Origin of the sequence: Alicyclobacillus sacchari, from assembly GCF_004366795.1 — a bacterium.
Taxonomy (GTDB): Bacteria; Bacillota; Bacilli; order Alicyclobacillales; family Alicyclobacillaceae; genus Alicyclobacillus; species Alicyclobacillus sacchari.
The window spans coordinates 42,580-62,189 of record NZ_SORF01000009.1; the positions used below are offsets into that span (position 1 = coordinate 42,580).

General features: G+C 55.1%; 17 protein-coding genes. 9 read left to right on the forward strand and 8 right to left on the reverse strand.

Features of this window, described 5'->3' with window-relative positions:
• The first annotated feature begins 38 nt into the window (after window positions 1-38).
• Genes rnhA through C7445_RS09965 form a run of 3 tightly spaced genes read left to right on the forward strand, consistent with a single transcriptional unit; the run spans window position 39 to window position 2,190 of the window.
• A complete protein-coding gene (rnhA, locus tag C7445_RS09955) occupies window positions 39-479 on the forward strand; it encodes a ribonuclease HI (RefSeq protein ID WP_134159913.1) in 441 nt (146 codons plus the stop codon).
• Window positions 476-1,651 carry a tRNA epoxyqueuosine(34) reductase QueG gene (queG, locus tag C7445_RS09960; protein WP_134159915.1) on the forward strand — a complete coding sequence of 392 codons (1,176 nt, stop codon included), beginning with the start codon at window positions 476-478 and terminating at the stop codon, window positions 1,649-1,651. Before rnhA ends, queG begins: the two co-directional genes overlap by 4 nt.
• Window positions 1,648-2,190: a methylated-DNA--[protein]-cysteine S-methyltransferase gene (locus tag C7445_RS09965; protein WP_134159917.1), complete on the forward strand. Its 543-nt coding sequence runs from the start codon at window positions 1,648-1,650 to the stop codon at window positions 2,188-2,190. The genes queG and C7445_RS09965 overlap by 4 nt, the downstream gene beginning before the upstream one ends.
• Here C7445_RS09965 and C7445_RS09970 read toward each other — a convergent pair.
• From C7445_RS09970 to C7445_RS09980, 3 genes are all read right to left on the reverse strand, one after another.
• Window positions 2,146-3,429, reverse strand: a complete 1,284-nt coding sequence (locus C7445_RS09970; protein WP_243835114.1) for a phosphotransferase — start codon at window positions 3,427-3,429, stop codon at window positions 2,146-2,148. The genes C7445_RS09965 and C7445_RS09970 overlap by 45 nt on opposite strands.
• Window positions 3,430-3,638: 209 nt before the next feature.
• Complete coding sequence (locus tag C7445_RS09975) at window positions 3,639-4,727, reverse strand: isocitrate/isopropylmalate family dehydrogenase (protein ID WP_134159921.1); 1,089 nt, start codon at window positions 4,725-4,727, stop codon at window positions 3,639-3,641.
• A gap of 46 nt (window positions 4,728-4,773) precedes the next feature.
• On the reverse strand, window positions 4,774-5,538 hold the full coding sequence (locus C7445_RS09980) for an IclR family transcriptional regulator (RefSeq protein ID WP_134159923.1): 765 nt from the start codon (window positions 5,536-5,538) through the stop codon (window positions 4,774-4,776).
• A 153-nt stretch (window positions 5,539-5,691) separates the two neighbouring features.
• Between C7445_RS09980 and C7445_RS09985 the strand changes: the two genes are divergently transcribed.
• Window positions 5,692-6,678: an amidase domain-containing protein gene (locus tag C7445_RS09985; RefSeq protein ID WP_134159925.1), complete on the forward strand. Its 987-nt coding sequence runs from the start codon at window positions 5,692-5,694 to the stop codon at window positions 6,676-6,678.
• A gap of 87 nt (window positions 6,679-6,765) precedes the next feature.
• Entirely contained in the window at window positions 6,766-7,230 is a 465-nt protein-coding gene (trmL, locus tag C7445_RS09990) for a tRNA (uridine(34)/cytosine(34)/5-carboxymethylaminomethyluridine(34)-2'-O)-methyltransferase TrmL (RefSeq protein WP_134159927.1), read from the forward strand.
• Window positions 7,231-7,360: 130 nt separating this feature from the next.
• On the opposite strand, the gene lpdA is transcribed toward trmL, so the two are convergent.
• From lpdA to pdhA, 4 genes are read right to left on the reverse strand one after another with little or no spacing between them, the layout of a single operon-like run.
• A complete protein-coding gene (lpdA, locus tag C7445_RS09995) occupies window positions 7,361-8,773 on the reverse strand; it encodes a dihydrolipoyl dehydrogenase (RefSeq protein ID WP_134159929.1) in 1,413 nt (470 codons plus the stop codon).
• A gap of 3 nt (window positions 8,774-8,776) precedes the next feature.
• Window positions 8,777-10,057, reverse strand: coding sequence for a dihydrolipoamide acetyltransferase family protein (locus tag C7445_RS10000; RefSeq protein ID WP_134159930.1), 1,281 nt, complete (start codon window positions 10,055-10,057; stop codon window positions 8,777-8,779).
• Window positions 10,058-10,074: 17 nt separating this feature from the next.
• On the reverse strand, window positions 10,075-11,055 hold the full coding sequence (locus tag C7445_RS10005) for an alpha-ketoacid dehydrogenase subunit beta (RefSeq protein ID WP_134159932.1): 981 nt from the start codon (window positions 11,053-11,055) through the stop codon (window positions 10,075-10,077).
• Window positions 11,056-12,192 (reverse strand): pyruvate dehydrogenase (acetyl-transferring) E1 component subunit alpha, encoded by a 1,137-nt coding sequence (gene pdhA, locus C7445_RS10010; protein WP_134159934.1) that lies wholly within the window; start codon window positions 12,190-12,192, stop codon window positions 11,056-11,058.
• 137 nt (window positions 12,193-12,329) lie between these two features.
• On the opposite strand from pdhA, the gene C7445_RS10015 reads away from it, so the two are divergent.
• Window positions 12,330-13,058 (forward strand): alpha/beta hydrolase, encoded by a 729-nt coding sequence (locus tag C7445_RS10015; RefSeq protein ID WP_134159936.1) that lies wholly within the window; start codon window positions 12,330-12,332, stop codon window positions 13,056-13,058.
• A 305-nt stretch (window positions 13,059-13,363) separates the two neighbouring features.
• Here the strand turns inward: C7445_RS10015 and C7445_RS10020 are convergent, their stop codons facing one another.
• Window positions 13,364-14,572, reverse strand: coding sequence for a multidrug effflux MFS transporter (locus C7445_RS10020; RefSeq protein WP_134159938.1), 1,209 nt, complete (start codon window positions 14,570-14,572; stop codon window positions 13,364-13,366).
• A gap of 303 nt (window positions 14,573-14,875) precedes the next feature.
• Between C7445_RS10020 and C7445_RS10025 the strand changes: the two genes are divergently transcribed.
• From C7445_RS10025 to C7445_RS10035, 3 genes are read left to right on the forward strand one after another with little or no spacing between them, the layout of a single operon-like run.
• Window positions 14,876-16,774, forward strand: a complete 1,899-nt coding sequence (locus C7445_RS10025) for a PrkA family serine protein kinase (RefSeq protein WP_134159940.1) — start codon at window positions 14,876-14,878, stop codon at window positions 16,772-16,774.
• Window positions 16,775-16,794: 20 nt separating this feature from the next.
• Complete coding sequence (gene yhbH, locus C7445_RS10030; protein ID WP_134159942.1) at window positions 16,795-17,952, forward strand: sporulation protein YhbH; 1,158 nt, start codon at window positions 16,795-16,797, stop codon at window positions 17,950-17,952.
• Window positions 17,949-19,397: a SpoVR family protein gene (locus C7445_RS10035; protein WP_134159944.1), complete on the forward strand. Its 1,449-nt coding sequence runs from the start codon at window positions 17,949-17,951 to the stop codon at window positions 19,395-19,397. Before yhbH ends, C7445_RS10035 begins: the two co-directional genes overlap by 4 nt.
• The last annotated feature ends 213 nt before the right edge of the window (window positions 19,398-19,610 follow it).

Consider the following 19,610-nt stretch of genomic DNA (forward strand, 5'->3'; position numbering starts at 1 on the left):
ATTGAATGCCCCCTTGTTGGTGGCAAGGAGGATACATCATGGAGAACCGTGAACCGGTTGTGATATATACTGACGGCGCTTGCTCTCGAAATCCAGGACCAGGCGGCTGGGCGGCGATTTTGCAATGGAACGATACCGTCAAGGAACTGTCCGGGGGCGAGCGCGAGACGACGAATCAACGTATGGAGATTCAAGCCGTGATCGAAGGACTAAGGGCTTTAAAACGTCCATGTGATGTTGTGATTCATTCGGATTCAGCCTATGTCGTCAATTGCTTTCAGCAGAAGTGGTATGTGAACTGGCAGAAAAACGGGTGGCGTAACAGCAAAGGGGATCCTGTGCAAAACAAGGACCTGTGGGAAGCGTTGCTGGCTGCCATGAAACCACACAACGTGCAGTTTCAGAAGGTCAAGGGCCACGCCGGCGTACACTGGAACGAGCGCTGTGACGAATTGGCGCGGGCGGCGATTCCGCGATGACTCCGCCTCTCCGGCTCACCCGGGACGACATTGCACAAATGGCTGCTGCGCTCGATCTCCCGGAGATTGGCGTCACGGATGCAGAGCCGTTTCCAGAGCTCGTTGCCCCGCTCCTCGCGTACGAAGAGCGGGGGCGAACCGGTTTTGAAGCTGGCGATCTCGCTTCGCGAATACAACCATCCCTGCTTTTTCCGGAAGTCAAGTCGATTGTCGTTGCCGCGTTGCCCTATATGACACCAGCCGGAGAAGCGCTGGCAAGGTCACATCCGCGCGGCGAAATGCGTGGGCAAGCTTCCGGTTACACCTATGGCCAAGACTACCATGGTGTCTTGCGGGATCGCTTAACGCAACTCCAAGCTGCGATAGAAGACTGTTTAGGCAGGCCTGTCGGCGCGCGCGTTGCAGTGGATACTTCGCCGCTGGTCGACAGGCGGGTGGCGGAGCGCAGTGGCGTCGGTTGGGTTGGGAAAAACGGCATGTTATATAGCGAACGATACGGTTCCTACGTGTTTTTAGGCGCTTTGTTGCTGGACATTGAAATCGCCGACGCAAATTCGTATCCGCCTGCCATTGGCCGCCATTGCGGATCGTGCGAACGCTGCATGACCGCGTGTCCGACAGGTGCCATCGTGGGCCCGGGCCAACTGGATGCGACGCGTTGTCTGTCATACATCACACAAATGAAGGGTGTGATTCCGCGGGCGTATCGCAAGAAAATGGGGCGCCGCGTGTGGGGATGCGACGTCTGTCAAACGGCGTGTCCCTTGAATCGAATGCGCGAAGCGGCGGACGATCCGGCGTTTCACCCAAACCCAGAGCTCGCCTACCCAGATTTGGTGGCGTTGCTCAAGATGTCAAATCGTCAGTTTATGCGCGTGTACGGCGAGACGGCCATGGGATGGCGGGGTGTGCGAACATTACAACGCAATGCGCTGATTGCCCTTGGCAACATTGGACGTCATGATGCGATTGCGCATATAGAGCCGTTTCTTCGGTCGGACAGGGTGGAATTGCGCGCGAGTGCAGCGTGGGCGTTGGGTGAAATCGGCGGGCCGGACGCTGTCAAGCTCCTCGTGGCTGCACAGGCCGTGGAAGCGGACGAAGACGTGCGCCGTGAGCTAGAGGAAGCCGTGATGTCGATCAAGAACAGGACAAAGGAAAAGGAGGCGTGATCGAATTGGATGGACAGAGTGTGCGTGTGATCGCGACGCAGTTCGGCCCGTTTGCCGTGGTGACAGACGATGAAACCGTGGTGGAAGCGACGTGGCTGCGAGCAGAGCACGAGGTGGATAGGCTTAAAGAAAATCGGGATGGCTCGCGACTGTCTGCGAGGCTCGCGGATCGGGCGATAGAGGAGGTACAAGCCTATTTTCGGGGCGAGTTGACCGCCTTCACGGTTCCCGTCCGTGCCCATGGCACGCGATTTCAGAAGGCTGTATGGCAAGCTCTGTGCGCCATACCGTACGGCGAAACGGCGACATATGGCGAAATTGCCGAGCGGATTGGACGGCCCGCTGCCGTGCGGGCAGTCGGGCAGGCAAACCGGGCGAACCCCGTCGCGGTTATCGTGCCATGTCATCGCGTTGTCGGCAAAGGTAGCGTCCTGCGCGGCTATGCTGGCGCTGCGGTCGACATTCAGGAAGGGTTACTCGCATTGGAACAAGGGTTACTCCTCCTGCTCCCCGAGATGTTCGATTTGATCCGCGAGTGAAGACAAAAAGGCTTGGCGCTTCTCGCCTTGCAGTGCGTACCGTTGTAGTTCGTCAAGTTGCGATTCGCTTGCAAAGTACCTGTAACGCGTGTGTGCCAGTCGCCACGGCAGGTATGGGAAGCGCAAGAGCGACTCGACCAGCCGGTATTCGACTCGCGGGATGGCTCGCACTGCGTCGAAATGCAGGAAACACGCGTACGCGAGTTCGCCATTCCAATCGCTTGCCTGGAAGCTCCGTCGCAATAGATGCGCCATGTCCAATGCACGCGGGGCATATGTGGCGAGATCGAAATCAATGAGGCAGACGTGATGGTCTGGCGTGTACAAGCAGTTTCCCGGGATCACGTCGAGATGGCACAGTCCTGCTTCGTCTTTGTCTTCAGCAAGGAAGGCAATAGCCTCGGCATCGTCGACGAGGTGCAGACTGTGTGCCGCATCGTCGAGCAGCGAATCGCGCAGGGAGAGCAGTAGAGCATCGAAGGCGTCCTTATCCCGTTTGGCATCGGCACGAATGAGCATCTGTCGGAGATCGCGCGTGCGCCGCTGCAGCATCCCAAAGAGATCGAAGGCGTCAGCAGGCGCGTATTTTTCGCTGACGAAGCCGCGTGTCGCTTCGTGGAATTGTGCCAACGTATACGCTGTTTGCGCAACATGCTCCGCAGATGCAAAATTGGCCGTTTGCCCATCGATCCACTTGGTCACGTAATACGCCTGACCTTCGTCGATCGCAACGGGCGATTTTTGTTTGTTAAGCACAAAGGGGGCGTAGCGCGTGAAGCCTTGTTTGCGTGCATACATGAGCGCCCGGTGTATGAAGCGCACGCGCGCTGGGGCGACAGACGCTCGCTTCACAGCATATCGCTGGCCGTCCTCTGTCGTCACCTGTTCGACGCCAAGAAGCTGCTCGCGTTTGGTCGGGGCGAGATCGTACTTGGCAAGTACCGACTTGGGTACGCGGGTCGGTTCAGCAGACGTATGGGCGCGGGCTGTGGCTTGGGTTGCTCGATTGCGGCCTGCATCCTCTGCGCGGTGTGCGCGATACGCCGATTCCTGATGTTCGTGACCCGCGTCGCGTCTTGCTTCATAGGGTGTTTCCTGTTCGCCCGCTGGTTGGCTGCGTTTTCCCCCGACGTTTCGGTTGCCACTGTTTCCTGGCTCCAGAAAGTATGGTGGTCGTGTCAACTCGTCAATCAATTGTTGCACCCAATCGGGCAATTTGGTTCGAGGGGATTTTGGCATGTTTCGCATCTCCTTCGGTCACCAGCCTATTCACAGAAGGGTGGGGGTGAACAGGCGATGGCCCATTCCGAGAAGGAGGCAAAGGCAGCAGCGTGCCGCAAGTGGGGGGGGAGTTTGCTGGATCGGCGGATATAGCTGCAAAGGAACCCTTGGCATAGGTCAAGCCGTCCGATCACGTTTGTGGTCGGACGGCTTGTAACGGGTACGTCTTATACATTGTCACCAAATGTGCTCCACACTTCGCGCTTTGTGCCAACGCGGCGGATGACTTCGTCTGTGAATTCCGTTGTGCTCGCGCTGCCGCCGAGATCGGATGTTCGGCAACCCTCGATAATGGCTTCCAGCGTCGACTCGTAAATGGCTCGCGAGGCGATATGTGCGTCTTTGTCGTCGATGTAACCAAGGAGTGCCGCGCCGGCTAGAATCATGGCCATCGGATTGGCGATGTTCTTGCCAAACAGGCTCGGAGCCGTGCCGTGTGGCGCTTCAGCCATGACGACCTGCGGGCGGAAGTCGTCGTCCAAGGCCAAGAGCATCGATTCCGATCCGGCAATGGACCCGAACATTTGCAGGACCAAGTCGGACAGGCAGTCACCATCGCGATTGAGGGCCGGGATGACGAGCGGCTCTCCTGCCTTGACGAGCAACAGCGCGTACGTCGCATCAATGAGTTGAGGCTCATATGCGACGTCAGGGTATTCCTCCGCCGCGGCATCCATCTCTTCCTTAAGCATACCTTCATACACCGGACTGACGGTGAACTTCGGGCCGCCAAACACTTTCGCATGTAAGCGACGGGCGTGCTGAAAAGCGTACTTGGCGACACCGCGACATACCGAACGCGAAATCTTCTCTGTCCGGAATGCGATCTCGTCTCCGTTGTCAGCCGTTTCACGCCATTCTTTCGCGCCATAGGCGTCGTCCACAGCCATGCGGACGACCGAGATCGGCGAATATACGCCTACCGGCGGTGCAATCCCGGGAATCCGACGGCCTGTACGGACAATGACGGTCCCGTTGATTTCCTTGCGCAGAATTGCATTCGGACTTCCGACATCGCCCTTCTCTTCAGGCGTGATCGTCGCTGCCTTCAGTCCTAAGCCGGACTCGCGCATGGCTTGCGCAGCTTCAAACACCACTTGATTGTTGGTTTTGCGGCGGTTTTCCAGGCTCAGATCAAAACGCGAAAGAGCCAGTTCGAAGCCAGTCACTTCAGGCGCCAATACACGCAGGGCCTGTTCGAGAAGCTCCTGTCCAGTTTGGTCGCCCTCCATCACGACGATGGTCGGTTTTGTCATTTCCTTCACCTCATTTACGTTCCACTTTACGTTGGAGCCATATCGCTTACGTGGCGTTTGCAATAGCCTGCGAGAACGTTGCCGCCGCGCCCATTAGATCGCTTGCGGAATGCTCCATTTTGGCCTCCGTCAAACGGGACACGGGTCCCGATACAGCCAAGGCCGCAATGCAGTCGCCTTCCGGTCCAAAGACAGGTGCTGCCATCGCCGCCGCTCCGGCATCCCGTTCCTGAAAGCTCACCGCATAGCCATCGGTACGCACCTGTACCAGCTGAGATCGCAACTCGCTGAGCGAAAAGCCACTCGGCAAGCGTTCTCTACGCAGTATCTCATTGATCAGATCGATATCGGACCAGGCGAGTAATACCTTGCCGGAAGCACCGATATAAAGCGGATACCGTTCGCCAACAGTGGCGACATTGCGAATCGGTTCACGGCTTTCGACAGCCTGCACGCGAATGCGTTCGATCCCGCTGCGCACGTACAGACTCACCGTCTCTCCGGTGTGGTCGCGAAGTTCCGTCATGACAGGTAGCGCGATCGAAGTCCAGCTGTCGAAGAGTGGCGCGTTTGCGGACAAGCAGAGGGCGCTCCAGCCAAGCATGTATTTGTCGGAACCTTGCTGTCTGCGCACAAAGCCCTTCTGCTGCAGGGACAGCAACAGCCGATGCGCTGTGCTTTTATGCAGTCCGACATCACGTGCGATCTCGCTCAGGCTCAATTCGTGAGTGGATTTCGTGAAACAGAGTAAAATGTCGAGCGCCCTTTCGACGGCGCGAACGGTCGTGGGTGGAGTCGATCGATACGGCAACAGGGACGCCCCCTCTGTTTCATACTGCAAAACTTGCTCCTCGGCGAGTATATCACAAATTGTTGTTCACTTGTGTTGTTAGAACATTCCGGCGGTAACGAGGCACGGCGTCTGTCATATGATGCATCAGCAAGGAATGAGGTGTGAGACGCCGTGGATTCTTGTATTGAGGCTTTACGCCAGTACTTCGATGCGCGCTCGCGCGTATGGTTGACCCGTGATGCGGAATCGTTTGCAGCTCTCAAGGGCGCGGCAGCGAATGAGCCTTGGGTGAAGCGCTCGGTTCACCTGGCGGAACGAAAACACCGTGCGTATCAAGCACAAGGCAAACAACTGCTGCGCGTTCACACACAAATTGAAATTCGAGAACTTGTCCAGGGTAAGGAACCGAATCTCGTACACGCCCGTGCCACCGAACGGCTGTGCTGGACATATGAGGATAGACGAAATGTCGTCGAGGTTGAATGCAGAACCATCGAGCATCGCCAATTGTGGCAAAGGGCAGGCCATACATGGCGGCTTGTGCAGGCGGAAGAGACGACGGACGGAAAATCGTTCGACAGTTTTCCAGAGACACGTGGTAACTACGTGTTACCACGGTTGCCTCGGGATCGCAACCGGCGGCAGGACGTGTACGATCGCGTGCGTGCGACTCGGTATGCCGATGTATGGTGGGATTCGACCAATCCACGCTACCCACGTTTGGAGGACGACTGTACCAATTTCATTTCGCAGTGCTTGCATGCAGGCGGGATTCCCATGTGGGGACAGCCAGATGTAAGCGGGGGATGGTGGATCGATACGAACGATCCGCAGACTGGGCGATGGAGCTACAGCTGGACGACGTCGAACGCTCTGTTTCGAATTGTCACGTCCGCGCTGGGTGGTCAAATTGTGGCGACGGCCAGCGATTTAAAAATGGGTGATTTGATTTTTTACGACTGGACCGGTTCAGGCGCCTATCACCATACAACCATCGTCACGGAATTCGATGCGGCAGGTGAACCTCTGGTCAACGCCCATACCGACGATAGCTTCCATAGACCGTATTTGTATTACGATAGCCGTGCTTACACTCCGAACACGCGTTACGCGTTCGTCCACCTGCCGGATCAGGTAACGCTTGTGAAGCAGAGCTGATCAGCGTCCTTCTCGTCGAAATGATTGGCCCCTTGTCCAAGCCCGTGATAGACTGGTTGCGGATTTGGATTTGGGGGTACGTCACGTATGCACATTGTTCTCGTCGAACCAGAGATTCCGGCGAACACCGGAAATATTGCACGGACCTGTGCCGTAACCGGAAGCACGTTACATTTGATAAGACCACTCGGGTTTTCCACTGATGATCGGCAGCTAAAGCGTGCCGGACTCGATTACTGGCATCTTCTCGACATTCGGTATCATGACTCGATCGATCATCTGTGGGCGCAGTTTCCGACAGCACGTTTTCACTATGTGGAGACACAAGGTGGGCGCTGGTACACAGACGTCACGTACACAAAAGAGGACTTCTTGGTTTTTGGCAAGGAGACGAAGGGGTTGCCAAAGGACGTGCTTGCGGCGAATCAGGACCATGTCATTCGGATTCCGATGCTGCCTGATGGGGCGGCGCGGAGTTTGAACTTGTCGAATGCTGTGGCTGTTGTGGTCTTCGAAGCGCTGCGGCAAACCGGCTTTACCGGTATGGTGTAACTGCCGTAGGGAGACGTCAAGGCTTGTCGATCTATTGCGCGGGAAATATGTCGAAGATGTGATGACGGCGTCGTAAAAGGGGAATGAAAAAAGCTCAGGCGAATCTGCCTGAGCTTTTTGACGGAGAAGATTAGCGGGTAATGATATGAATGGGCTCGCCAAGTCCGACTTCGGCAGCCTCCATCACCATTTCGCCCAGTGTCGGGTGCGCGTGAATGGTGAGTGCGATATCTTCAAGTGTCGCGCTCATCTCGATCGCGAGGCCAAGCTCTGCAATCAAGTTGGAGGCCTCGATACCGACCACTTGGGCACCAACGAGTACGCCGTTTTCTTTGTTGGCGATCAATTTGATAAAGCCAGCGTCCGCATTGAGGGCGGTCGCACGGCCATTTGCCGCATAGGGGAAGCGACCGACCGCGATATCGCCATACTGTTTCTTCGCTTCTTCTTCGGAAAGGCCGACAGATGCCATCTCCGGATCGGAAAAGACGACGGACGGAATGCAGCGGTAATCGACGATGCTCGGCTTGCCGGCAATGGCTTCTGCGGCCACTTTGCCTTCGTACGAAGCCTTATGGGCGAGAGCGGCACCAGGTACGATGTCACCAATCGCATAGACGTTCGGATTTGTCGTCCGGCACTGAGCGTCCACTTTGACAAGGCCCTTCTCAGTGAGTTCGATACCAGCATCCGCGAGTCCGAGTTCGTCCGTGTTCGGGCGACGACCAACGGTTACGAGGATGTAGTCCGCCTCAATCGTCTTTTCCTCGCCAGCCTTGTTCTTGTACGTGAGTTTGACCGCGTCGTCAGTCTCCTCGACCGATTGTGCCAAGGCGTTCGTTTCGATCTCGACGTTATACTTTTTCAAGTTGCGCTCCACCAACCGCACCATTTGCTTGTCAAAGAGTGCGAGGATGCCATCGAGACCTTCAATGATGGTCACCTGGCTGCCAAACTTCGCAAACGTCTGCCCGAGTTCGACACCGATATAGCCGCCGCCGACGACGACGAGGCGATTGGGAACGTGATCAAGGGCGAGTGCGCCCGTCGAATCGATCACGCGCTTGCCCAGTGGCAAGTTCTTCAACTCGATGGGGCGCGATCCCGTCGCCAGAATGCATTGTTGGAACTGAATGCGCTGGCTACCGTTCTCATGCATAATGCGCACTTCGTTCGGCTTCGTGAAAAACGCTTCGCCGGAAATGACGTTGATGCGATTGCCCTTCATCAACTGCTGGACACCGCCCGTCATCTTGTCGACGACACTCTGTTTCCATGCCTGAACCTTGGCAAAGTCCAGCGTAGCCGTCGTTTCGACCCCTGGGAATGGGGATTCTTTTGCGGCCTCATAGTGGTGCGCCGCCGAAATCAGGGCCTTCGAGGGAATACAACCGCGGTTGAGGCATACGCCGCCGAGTTCTGCCTTGTCGACGATGGTTACCGATTTGCCAAGTTGTGCTGCGCGAATGGCCGCGACGTAACCGCCAGGACCAGCACCGATGACTAGAACTTCAACTTCCTCCAACATATCTCCCACTACCATGGATTACACCTCCAGGAGCAACAAGCGCGGATTTTCCAGCATGCGCTTGATGTCATTGATGAACTGTTGACCAAGTGCACCGTCGATCACGCGGTGGTCAAAACTGAGGGATAGTGACATCATTTGACCGACTGCGAATTCTCCATTGCGGATGACCGGTTTTTCCGTGATGCGGCCGACGCCGAGAATCGCCACTTCTGGATAATTGATAATTGGCGTGAAGAACAAGCCGCCGGCAGAGCCGATGTTCGTGATGGAAATCGTGCTTCCGCGCATTTCAGCAGGCGTCAATTTGCCCGCGCGTCCGCGCGAGGCGAGATCGTTAATCTCCTCGGCAATCGTCCACATGTTCTTCTTATCGGCGTGACGAACCACCGGGACGAGCAGCCCGCGATCCGTGTCCGTCGCAATACCGATGTGGTAGTAATGCTTGAGGACGAGCTCCTGCTTTTCTTCGTCGTACGTCGAATTCAACTGCGGCTTCGTGCGCAGTGCAGCGATCAATGCCTTGACGATAAACGGCAAGTATGTGATCTTGACGCCGCGCTGTTCTGCAATCGGCTTAATTTCTTTGCGCAGTTTCACAAGTTCTGTCACGTCTACTTCGTCCATCAGCGTGACGTGCGGCGCGGTGTACTTGCTCTTGACCATGGCGCGTGCAATCGCCTGGCGGATCATCGGCAATGGCACGCGTTCTTCAACTTCATCACCGGTTACGGACACAACACCTTGCGTTTTCGGCGCAGTGTCTTCGCTGGTGACGGGTTCGGCTGCTGCTGGCTGCGCACCCGATTTTGCACGGTCAATGTCTTCTTTCGTCACTTTTCCGTTGTTTCCTGTTCCTTGCACCGTGCGAATGTCGATCCCGGACTCGCGGGCATAACGACGCACCCCAGGCGTTGCAAGTACCTCTTGAGCAGCGCTGCTCTCTTTTGTGGCCGGCGCCGCGGCGGTTTGTGCAGGGGCGGGTGCCGATTGAGCCTCCACCTTCTGCGTCGCGGTTGCAGCCTGTGGCTCGGGTGCCGCGGACGCAGGCACGTCGCCTTCCACTTCAATCGTCAGGATAATGTCGCCGACGACGCACGTCGTTCCTTCCGGTACCTTGATCTCCGCAACCCTGCCACTGACCGGGGAGGGGAGTTCGACCAGCGATTTGTCGTTTTCGATCTCGGCGACAGCATCGTCCTCTTGAATTTGGTCGCCAGGCTTGACCAGCCATTTGCTGATACGACCCTCGTGCAGACCTTCGCCCAACTCGGGCAAGCCGAATTCAAACAGAGCCATTTGCTCACCTCCAATAATTAAAGCGCCATGACTTTGTTGAGTGTATTGACGACATACTGCGGCGTCGGCAACCACTCGTCTTCAATCATGCCAAACGGATAGACGGTGTCAGGCGGTGTTGCGCGCAGCACCGGGGCCTCAAGGTGATAGATGGCCTGCTCGTTGATCTGAGCGACAATCTCTGCAGCGGCACCAGCGGAGCGCTGTGCTTCTTGTACCACGATGGCACGGTTCGTCTTTTGAATCGACTTGACAATTGTGTCGATGTCGATAGGGCTGATGGTGCGCAGGTCGATGACTTCAGCTTCGAGTCCTTTTTCCTTCGACCATTGTTCGGCGGCCTTTTGTGCGACGCTGACCATGGCGCCGTAGGCAATCACGGTTGCATCCTTGCCTTCGCGCACGACATTGGCCACGCCGAGAGGAATCGTGTAATCATCTTCGGGAACCTCTTGGCGGAACGAACGATACAGCTTCATGTGTTCGAGGAAAATGACCGGATCCGGATCGCGAATGGCGGCAAGCAACAGCCCCTTGGCTTCATACGGGTTACTTGGAATCACCACTTTGACTCCGGGCGTCTGCACGAATAGACCTTCCAGGCTGTCGGCGTGCATTTCGGGCGTATGTACACCGCCGCCAAATGGAGAGCGGATCGTCACAGGTGCAGTATAGCGGCCGCCCGAGCGGTACCGCGTGCGCGCGAGTTGTCCTGCGATTTGGTCAAACGCTTCAAAAACGAAGCCGAAGAATTGAATCTCCGGGACAGGTCGAAATCCTTGGATCGCCAGCCCGTTTGCCAGGCCGATAATGCCGCTTTCGGCAAGGGGCGTATCAAATACGCGATCAGCGCCGTACTTCTTCTGAAGTCCTTCTGTCGCGCGGAACACACCGCCATTGTTACCCACGTCTTCACCAAACACGAGCACGCGTTCATCGCGCGCCAACTCGAGGTCGAGCGCGTGCGTGATCGCTTGAATCATCGTCATTTGCGCCATTTAGTTCGCCCCCTCGCCGGTGATCTCTGCGCGTTGCCGCTTCAGTGTCGGTGTCGGCTCTGCAAACATCGTGTCGATGAGATCCGCAACCGCCATCTTTTCAGCCTCGTCGGCCTGCTTTAACGCCTGATTGACGATTTCCTTGGCCTCTTCGATGTACGCTTGTTCTTCCGACTCGGACCATAAACCCTTGCCTTCGAGATACTTACGGAAGCGAATCAATGGATCTTTGCGTTCCCACTCTTCTTGTGTTTCCTTGGTGCGATAGCGCGTCGGATCGTCACCAGACATCGTGTGTGGTCCGTAGCGGAACGTGACGGCCTCGATCATGGCCGGACCTTCGCCAGCGCGTGCACGTTCCACGGCTTCGTGAGTGACGCGATAGACGGCAAGGACGTCCATGCCATCGACTTGAATCCCGGGGATGCCGGCGGCGACAGCCTTCTGCGCCAGTGTCTTCGCGTGTGTTTGCATTTCGCGGGGGACGGAAATCGCGTACTGGTTGTTTTGCACAAAGAATACAGCCGGCAAGTTCATGGCGCCCGCAAAGTTCATGCCTTCATAAAAGTCTCCCTGCGACGTACCGCCGTCTCCTGTGAAGGTGATGGCGACGCGTTTCTCGCCGCGCAATTTGAAGGCAAGCGCGACGCCTGGCGTCTGTACAATCTGGGCCCCGATGATGATTTGGGGCAACATGCAGTTGACGCCTTCCGGAACTTTGCCGCCAAGTTGATGACCGCGGGAGTACAGGAACAGCTGATGCAGGGGATAGCCGTGGAAGTAGCATTGCGGAATATCCCGATAGCCAGGGAGTAAGAAGTCTTCCTTCTGCGTCGCGAATTCGCACCCAATCATCGACGCCTCTTGACCCGCAACAGGGGCATAGAAGCCGAGTCGACCTTGGCGTGACAGCTTGATGGCACGCTGATCCCAAATGCGCGTGAAGACCATGCGTTTCATCAATTCTCGCAACTGCTCGTCGGACAGTGACGGAAGCAGATCAGGGTTTGTCACATTCCCGTTTTCGTCCAGGACTTGAACGTACGGGGGTTCATATTGAGCAACCGCTTGGCTCAAACTTGTCACCTCATGTCTGAAGTAGTGATACAGGTCGATAAATATTATAATACACCACATCCGAACGTGCGAAACGATAACGGTTCAGCGCGAAATGTTCTGTTATAGAATAAGCTTGCTTTACGAGTATAACAGTTGTGTACAGCGCTTTCATAATTCCAGGCGATCGCACGGTATCATCAGGAGGTTGGCGAACGATGTCGGAACTTCACCCCCGAAAAGTCGCATCACATGTGATCACGAGCAGGGCCCTCGGCGGCGAAGAGCGTGCCCTGAAGGTGTTCGTGCCGCCGGTTGAGGCGGGGCATGGCCCGCTCCCAGTCGTCTACTGTCATGATGGCATCGAATTTTTCACGCATGGAAGAACGGCAACCATTGCCCACGAGTTGATGTCCCAGGGGCAGCTGCCCCCGTTTTACATCGTCGGCATCGCGGTGAATCTGGACAAGCGTCGCGATGACTATGCGATGGATGGCGCACGCCATCGCCAGTATCTGCAGTTTGTTGCCGAGGAATGCATTCCGTATCTCGACGCGATGTACCGGATGGATGATCGCGCTCGTTACATGGCAGGCATTTCGCTTGGGGCCGTCGCGACACTCAGTTTTGTCTTGACGTATCCGCAGTGGTTCCATCGGACGATTTTGTTCTCTGGTGCGTATTTTCCGGAGTATCAGAAGCGGATCGAACAAGAACCGGATCTATCGAGAGTGTCCGCCTATATGTTCATTGGTGACGAGGAAGCGAAAGCGCAGACGCCGTCAGGTGTGTATGACTTTTTGTCATACAACGAGTCGATGCGCGATCTCTTGGTCGATCGCGGTGCCGACATCACCTATCGCGTGGGGCCTGGCAATCACATTTGGGGCGTGTGGCAAAAAGAAATCCCGGACGCGCTCACTTGGTTGGCGAACCGGGATCGATAAGCATGATTGTTGATGCGTTCTGTTCTCTTGCTCCCTCCAAATTCCATCCATCGCCTTCACCGTGCTGTCTGTCGGTTCGGTGAAGCGTTTATCCTTTTGTCCTGATTCAGAGCCGGTCAAGGCGATGGTCATGTCTTGGGTTTTCTCTCGTCTTTCACGTTCCTTGCCTTTTGACATGGATCCGCATACTCCCCGCCCTCATGATGGTGTGGTGTGCGCGGCGGCGCACCATGTCATGCTTCGGGAAAATCGCAACACGCCCTTCGATCGGAGGATTGTGGGTCACAGATGAACAGGACGGGCCTTCACATAGATTCTGCCGTCGGGACGTCAATTCCTCGTCGCACGGACAACAACGTATAAGATCCGATGGCAAGGAGACTTGCCGTTAGAAGGATGACGCCAAGCGGTACCGCAGAATACTCACCTGCAATGCCAACGAGCGGAGAACTGATACACCCTAATAGAAATGGAATCACACCAAGGAGAGCAGAGGCACTGCCTGCGATGTGACCTTGTGACTCCATGGCCAGTGTAAACGAAACGGGGCCAATGGTACCCATGGCTGCAACGTAACAAACGAGCGGAACGACCAGTGCAAAGAGTGGCCCGTGGGCGAATACGACGATGAGCACCGTGACGGTTGCAGCGAAGGACAGGCCCAGACCGAAATGCAAAATGCGATGTTCCGGCATGCGTCCCGCGAGTTTCCGTACCACCTGTGAGGATGTAATTAGCACGATTCCATTCAGCGCAAAGAGCAGGGAAAATACCTGTGGCGAAACTCCGTAAATCTTTTGATACACAAAAGGCGTGCCGGCTACATATGCAAACACTCCGCCCAACATAAAGCCTTGTGCCAAAACGTAGCCCATAAATCGCCGGTTGCTAAGAAGTGTTTTGAAGTTGCCAAACATCTGTCTGATATCACCGCGAATGCGCTTGTCTTTCGGCAGGCTTTCCTGCAAGCGCCATGTGGTCGTGATCGAAAGAATAAAGCCGAGTATCGCTAATACGTAGAACACGCCTTCCCACCGCGTAAACGAAATGACGGCACTTCCCGCAAGCGGGGCGAGCAATGGCGCAACGCTGCTCATGACGCTGATGAGCGAGAAAAACTTTGTCAGTTCTATGCCATTGTACCTGTCGCGGGCAATCGCACTTGCGATGGTGCCGGCGGACACCGCGAACCCTTGGATGAATCGCAAGGCAATGAATAAACCAATGTGCGGTGCGAGGGCACATGCGAGCGACGACAGACAATACATCACCATGGCGATGATGAGAGGCTTTCGGCGGCCATAAACATCACTTAAGGCGCCCATCGTGATCTGGCCAAGTGCTAATCCCAACAGACATGCTGTTAGGCTAATCTGGACTGTTGATGCACTCGTTCCGAAAAATTTTACCATTTGTGGGAACGACGGGAGATACATATCGAAGGTGAACGGTCCGAGCCCGGAGAACATGGCCAACATCAGTGCGAGTCGATAATGATTTGCATTTGCCCTCATTGCATACCCCTATTGTCAAGATGGATTCGAGCAATAGCCCGCTTCACTATAACCCATTTCAAATCGCTGTTCTACGGTTCAATCTAAACCATCACCACCTCACGATTGACCAGTTGCACATGTCCGCAAGTATGCGATCGCCCTGATCCGTTTTATGCAAAAGTGATATCAGGACTGGCCCAAAACTGACAGCATGGGCATGTGGGCAAGCCAAAACCGAATAGGATGAACAAAGGCGTCCAGTCTGTTGCAGGTCGCTTCAGGCGAGAAGACGTGCAACCGATCCTGGAGGAGGATGGGACCATGAGTTTTCTTGACCGACTGAACTCGTATCGCGCAGAGGAAGAAGCCCTGCGCTGGAAAGGAACATTCGCTCAATACCTGGAAATCGTTCGCGAGAACCCTGATGTTGTCAAGACGGCCCATGCTCGAATTTACGACATGATTGCCTCCGAGGGCATTGAGACGGACGCCGACGGCAACCATCATTACCTGTTTTTCGAACGGGAAATGTACGGACTGTCGGCGACGCTTGAGCGCCTCGTCGAGGAATATTTTCATGCCGCAGCCCGGCGGACAGATGTTCGTAAACGTATTCTCCTTTTGATGGGTCCTGTCAGTGGTGGCAAGTCGACCATCGTCACGATGCTCAAACGAGGGCTCGAACGCTACTCGCGCACCCCTTCCGGTGCCGTTTATGCGATTGCCGATTGCCCTATGCACGAAGAACCACTGCACCTCATTCCGCAGGAATTGCGCAGTGAGTTTGAAGCGGAGTACGGCGTTCGCATTGAAGGCAACCTTTGCCCGAGTTGCCGGATGCGGCTTGATGAAGAGTTTGGCGGCCGGATCGAACAAGTGCCCATTGAACGCGTGTTGCTGTCAGAGGAAAGGCGCGTCGGCATCGGCACATTCAGCCCATCTGATCCGAAATCACAGGACATTGCCGATCTCACGGGCAGTATCGACTTTTCGACGATCACGGAGTACGGTTCCGAATCCGATCCACGGGCGTACCGATTCGACGGCGAGTTGAATAAGGCAAATCGTGGTCTGATGGAGTTCCAAGAGATGCTCAAGTGCGATGAGAAATTCCTGTGGCACTTACTCAGCCTTACCCAGGAGGGCAATTTCAAGGCAGGCCGTTTTGCCCTGATTTCGGCTGACGAAATGATCGTGGCACACACCAATGAGGCCGAGTATCGCGCCTTTGTGGCCAACAAGAAGAACGAAGCTTTGCAATCGCGCATGATTGTCATGCCCGTGCCATATAACCTGCGTGTCGATGACGAAGTCAAAATTTACGAGAAACTTGTTCAACAGAGCGACTTGAAGCACGTTCACATCGCTCCACATGCGCTACGCACGGCTGCGATTTTTTCGATTCTAACCCGCCTGAAGGAATCGAAGAAGCAAGGCGTCGATTTATTGAAAAAACTCTACTTGTACAACGGTCAGACGGTTGAAGGTATGAAAGAAGCGGACGTCAAGGAACTTCGGACAGAGTTTCCCGATGAGGGCATGTCCGGGCTCGACCCGCGTTACATCATCAACCGCATATCGACGGCGCTCATTCGCCGCGACACGCAGTGCATCAATGCGCTCGATGTCCTGCGCGCGATTAAGGATGGCCTCGATCAACATCCGTCCATCTCGGCGGAGGATCGCGAACGACTGCTGAATTTCGTCGCCATGGCGCGGCGCGAATACGACGAGATGGCGAAGACAGAAGTTCAAAAGGCGTTCGTCTATTCATTCGAAGAATCGGCAAAAACCCTGCTTGACAACTATCTGGATAACGTCGAAGCGTATTGCAACTGGCAGAAGCTCAAGGACCCCTTGACGGGCGAGGAGATCGATCCGGATGAAAAGTTGATGCGCTCGATTGAAGAGCAAATCGGCATCTCAGAAAACGCAAAGCGGGCGTTCCGCGAGGAGATTCTGATTCGCATTTCCACTTACGCGCGGCGTGGCAGGCGGTTCGATTACCATTCGCACGAGCGGCTGCGGGAAGCGATTGAAAAGAAGCTGTTTGCTGATTTGAAAGACGTCGTGAAGATCACCACGTCCTCGAAGACCCCGAATGAGACACAGCTCAAGAAAATCAACGAGGTCACCGCAAGGTTGATCGATGAACACGGCTATTGCTCGTCGTGTGCGAATGAACTGTTGCGGTATACTGGTAGCTTGCTCAATCGCTGAACAGGCGGGGGGAGAGGCGCTTGATCGAATTTACGCTGGAGCGCGAAGACTGGTCGTTGCATCGCAAGGGCCAGCAAGACCAGGAGCGGCATCGCGAAAAGGTGCGGGAGGCGATTCGTGAGAATTTGGCGGATCTCGTTAGCGATGAGAGTCTCATCATGAGCGATGGCAGGCAAATTGTAAAGGTGCCTATACGTTCGCTGGAGGAGTATCGGATTCGCTACAACTTTCAAAAAGGGCGCCATGCTGGGACCGGTTCAGGCAACACCAAAGTGGGTGACGTTGTCGCCCGCGGTCGCCCGGATCAGGATGGTGCACCTGGACCGGGACAGGGCGAGGGCGCCGGCGAGCAGCCGGGCGTCGATTACACCGAGGCTGAGGTGACCCTCGACGACATTCAGGCGGTGCTGTTTCGCGAACTGGAGCTGCCTGATTTAGCCGACAAAGAAGCGGCAGACATGACCGTTGACACGGTTGAATTTCGGGATGTGCGCAAAAAAGGGTTGTCCACAAACATCGATAAGAAGCGCACATTGCTACAGGCCATCCGACGTTCGGGGCGTCCGCATGAAAAACGGGTCAGCATTACGCCAGAAGACCTTCGCTACAAGACTTGGGAAGATATCACCAAGCCGGATTCCAACGCGGTCATCCTCGCGATGATGGACTTGTCGGGATCCATGGGGTTGTTTGAGAAGTACTGTGCCCGCACGTTTTTCTTCTGGATGACACGTTTTCTGCGGACGAAGTACGCCAACGTACAGATTCGCTATATCGCGCACCACACGGAAGCACACGAGGTCGATGAGGAGCATTTTTTCAACAAAGGTGAAAGCGGGGGCACGATCTGCTCTTCCGCGTACGAGTACGCCTTGGCGATGATTCGCAACGAATATCCGCCAGAGCGTTACAACATCTATCCGATCCACTTTTCCGACGGCGACAATTTGACATCCGACAATGAGAAATGTGTCAAATTGGTCACGGAATTGTGTTCCATGTCGCGTATGTTCGGGTATGCGGAGGTCAACCAGTATTCGCGGGCGTCGACCTTGATGAGCGCCTTTGGGAAATTTGAACTCCCTCAATTTCGGAAGTACGTCATTCGTGAGAAATCGGAAGTATACGGAGCGTTACGCCATTTCTTTTCTCAAAGCGGCGGGGTGAGAAGCGCATGACCAACGAAGAAATGGAACAGCTTGCCGCCAGCATCGAACAGATGACCGAGATCGCCAAATCGTTTGGGCTTGACTTTTACCCGATGCGGTACGAGGTGTGTCCGGCAGATATTATCTATACCTTTGGCGCATATGGCATGCCAACGCGGTTTCATCACTGGTCGTTCGGTAAACAATTCCACAGAATGAAACTTGATTACGATCTCGGCATGAGTCGCATCTATGAGCTCGTGATCAACTCGAACCCTTGTTACGCGTTTTTGCTGGATGGCAATACACTTCTGCAGAACAAAACTGTTTGCGCGCACGTGTTGGCGCACTGCGATTTCTTTAAGAACAATGCGACGTTCCGCTATACTTCCCGCGATATGGTCGAGCGCATGGCCGCGAGTGCCGAGCGCATTTACCATTACGAATTGCAATACGGACGGGGCCGGGTCGAGCAGTTGCTCGACGCAGGCCTCGCACTCTCTGAGCACATCGACGCTTCGACAGATGGACGAAATGCCCGGAAAGTCGTGAAACAGCAACAGTACCTGCACCGTCGGGGCGAACATCAGGTGGTCTTTACATCGAATCCGCATGCGAGCACGCCCTACGACGATCTCTGGGAATTGGACGGGAAGCCGCCGGCAGACGATGCGAAAAAGCCGATTGTGAAGCCGCGAGCCGCGCAAAAGGACGTCATGTTGTTTGTCATCGAGAATAGCTCGACGCTGGAGGAGTGGGAACGCGACATTTTATCCATTTTGCGTGAAGAAATGCTGTATTTCTGGCCTCAGCTCGAGACGAAAATCATGAACGAAGGTTGGGCCACGTACTGGCACTTGCGAATTATGCGCGAGATGGATTTGACAGACGATGAGGCCATTGAGTTTGCGAAAATGCACTCTGGCGTCGTGCTGCCATCGCGGATGAGTATCAATCCTTACCACATCGGGCTTGCGCTTTGGGAGGATATTGAACGGCGGTGGAATGAACCAACGGCTGACGAGATCGCAACATTTGGGCGTCAACCCGGACAAGGGCGCGAAAAGATGTTCGAAGTGCGCGAGATGGAGAATGACGTTTCATTTCTGCGGAACTATTTGACGAAAGATCTAATTGAGAAGCTGGATCTCTATCTATATCAGAAAGTTGGTAACGACTGGCGCGTGGTAGAGACGGACTGGGAGAAGGTGCGCAATACCATCGTGGCTTCACGAGTCAATGGCGGTATTCCGGTACTATACGTCGAAGATGGGGATTACAACCGAAATGGCGAGTTGTATATCAAACATGAGTACGAGGGTGTGGAGCTAGATCTTCGTCACCTCGAGCGAACATTGCCATACCTGCATCGAGTCTGGGGGAGACAGGTGCACTTACAAACTGTTGTGGAAGGTCGGGATGTCATCTTCTCGTACGACGGAAAGAAAACACAGCGCCGCTTTGTGAAGGAGTAAAGTTCAGCGATGCCGCGATTAGTGTGTGGCGAATGGAAGCAAGCACGTGAAGGTCGTCCGCGGACGACCTTTTTGCCATGTATGGGCGATATCGGCGTGAGCTGTTTGTGGGGCAGGGAAGGTGCAATGACCATTCGAAAATGCTGTCCTCGCCGGTTATACGGTCTTCCGACCTTTGTGATAATAATCTGCCACATTGTTGAATAGGAATTG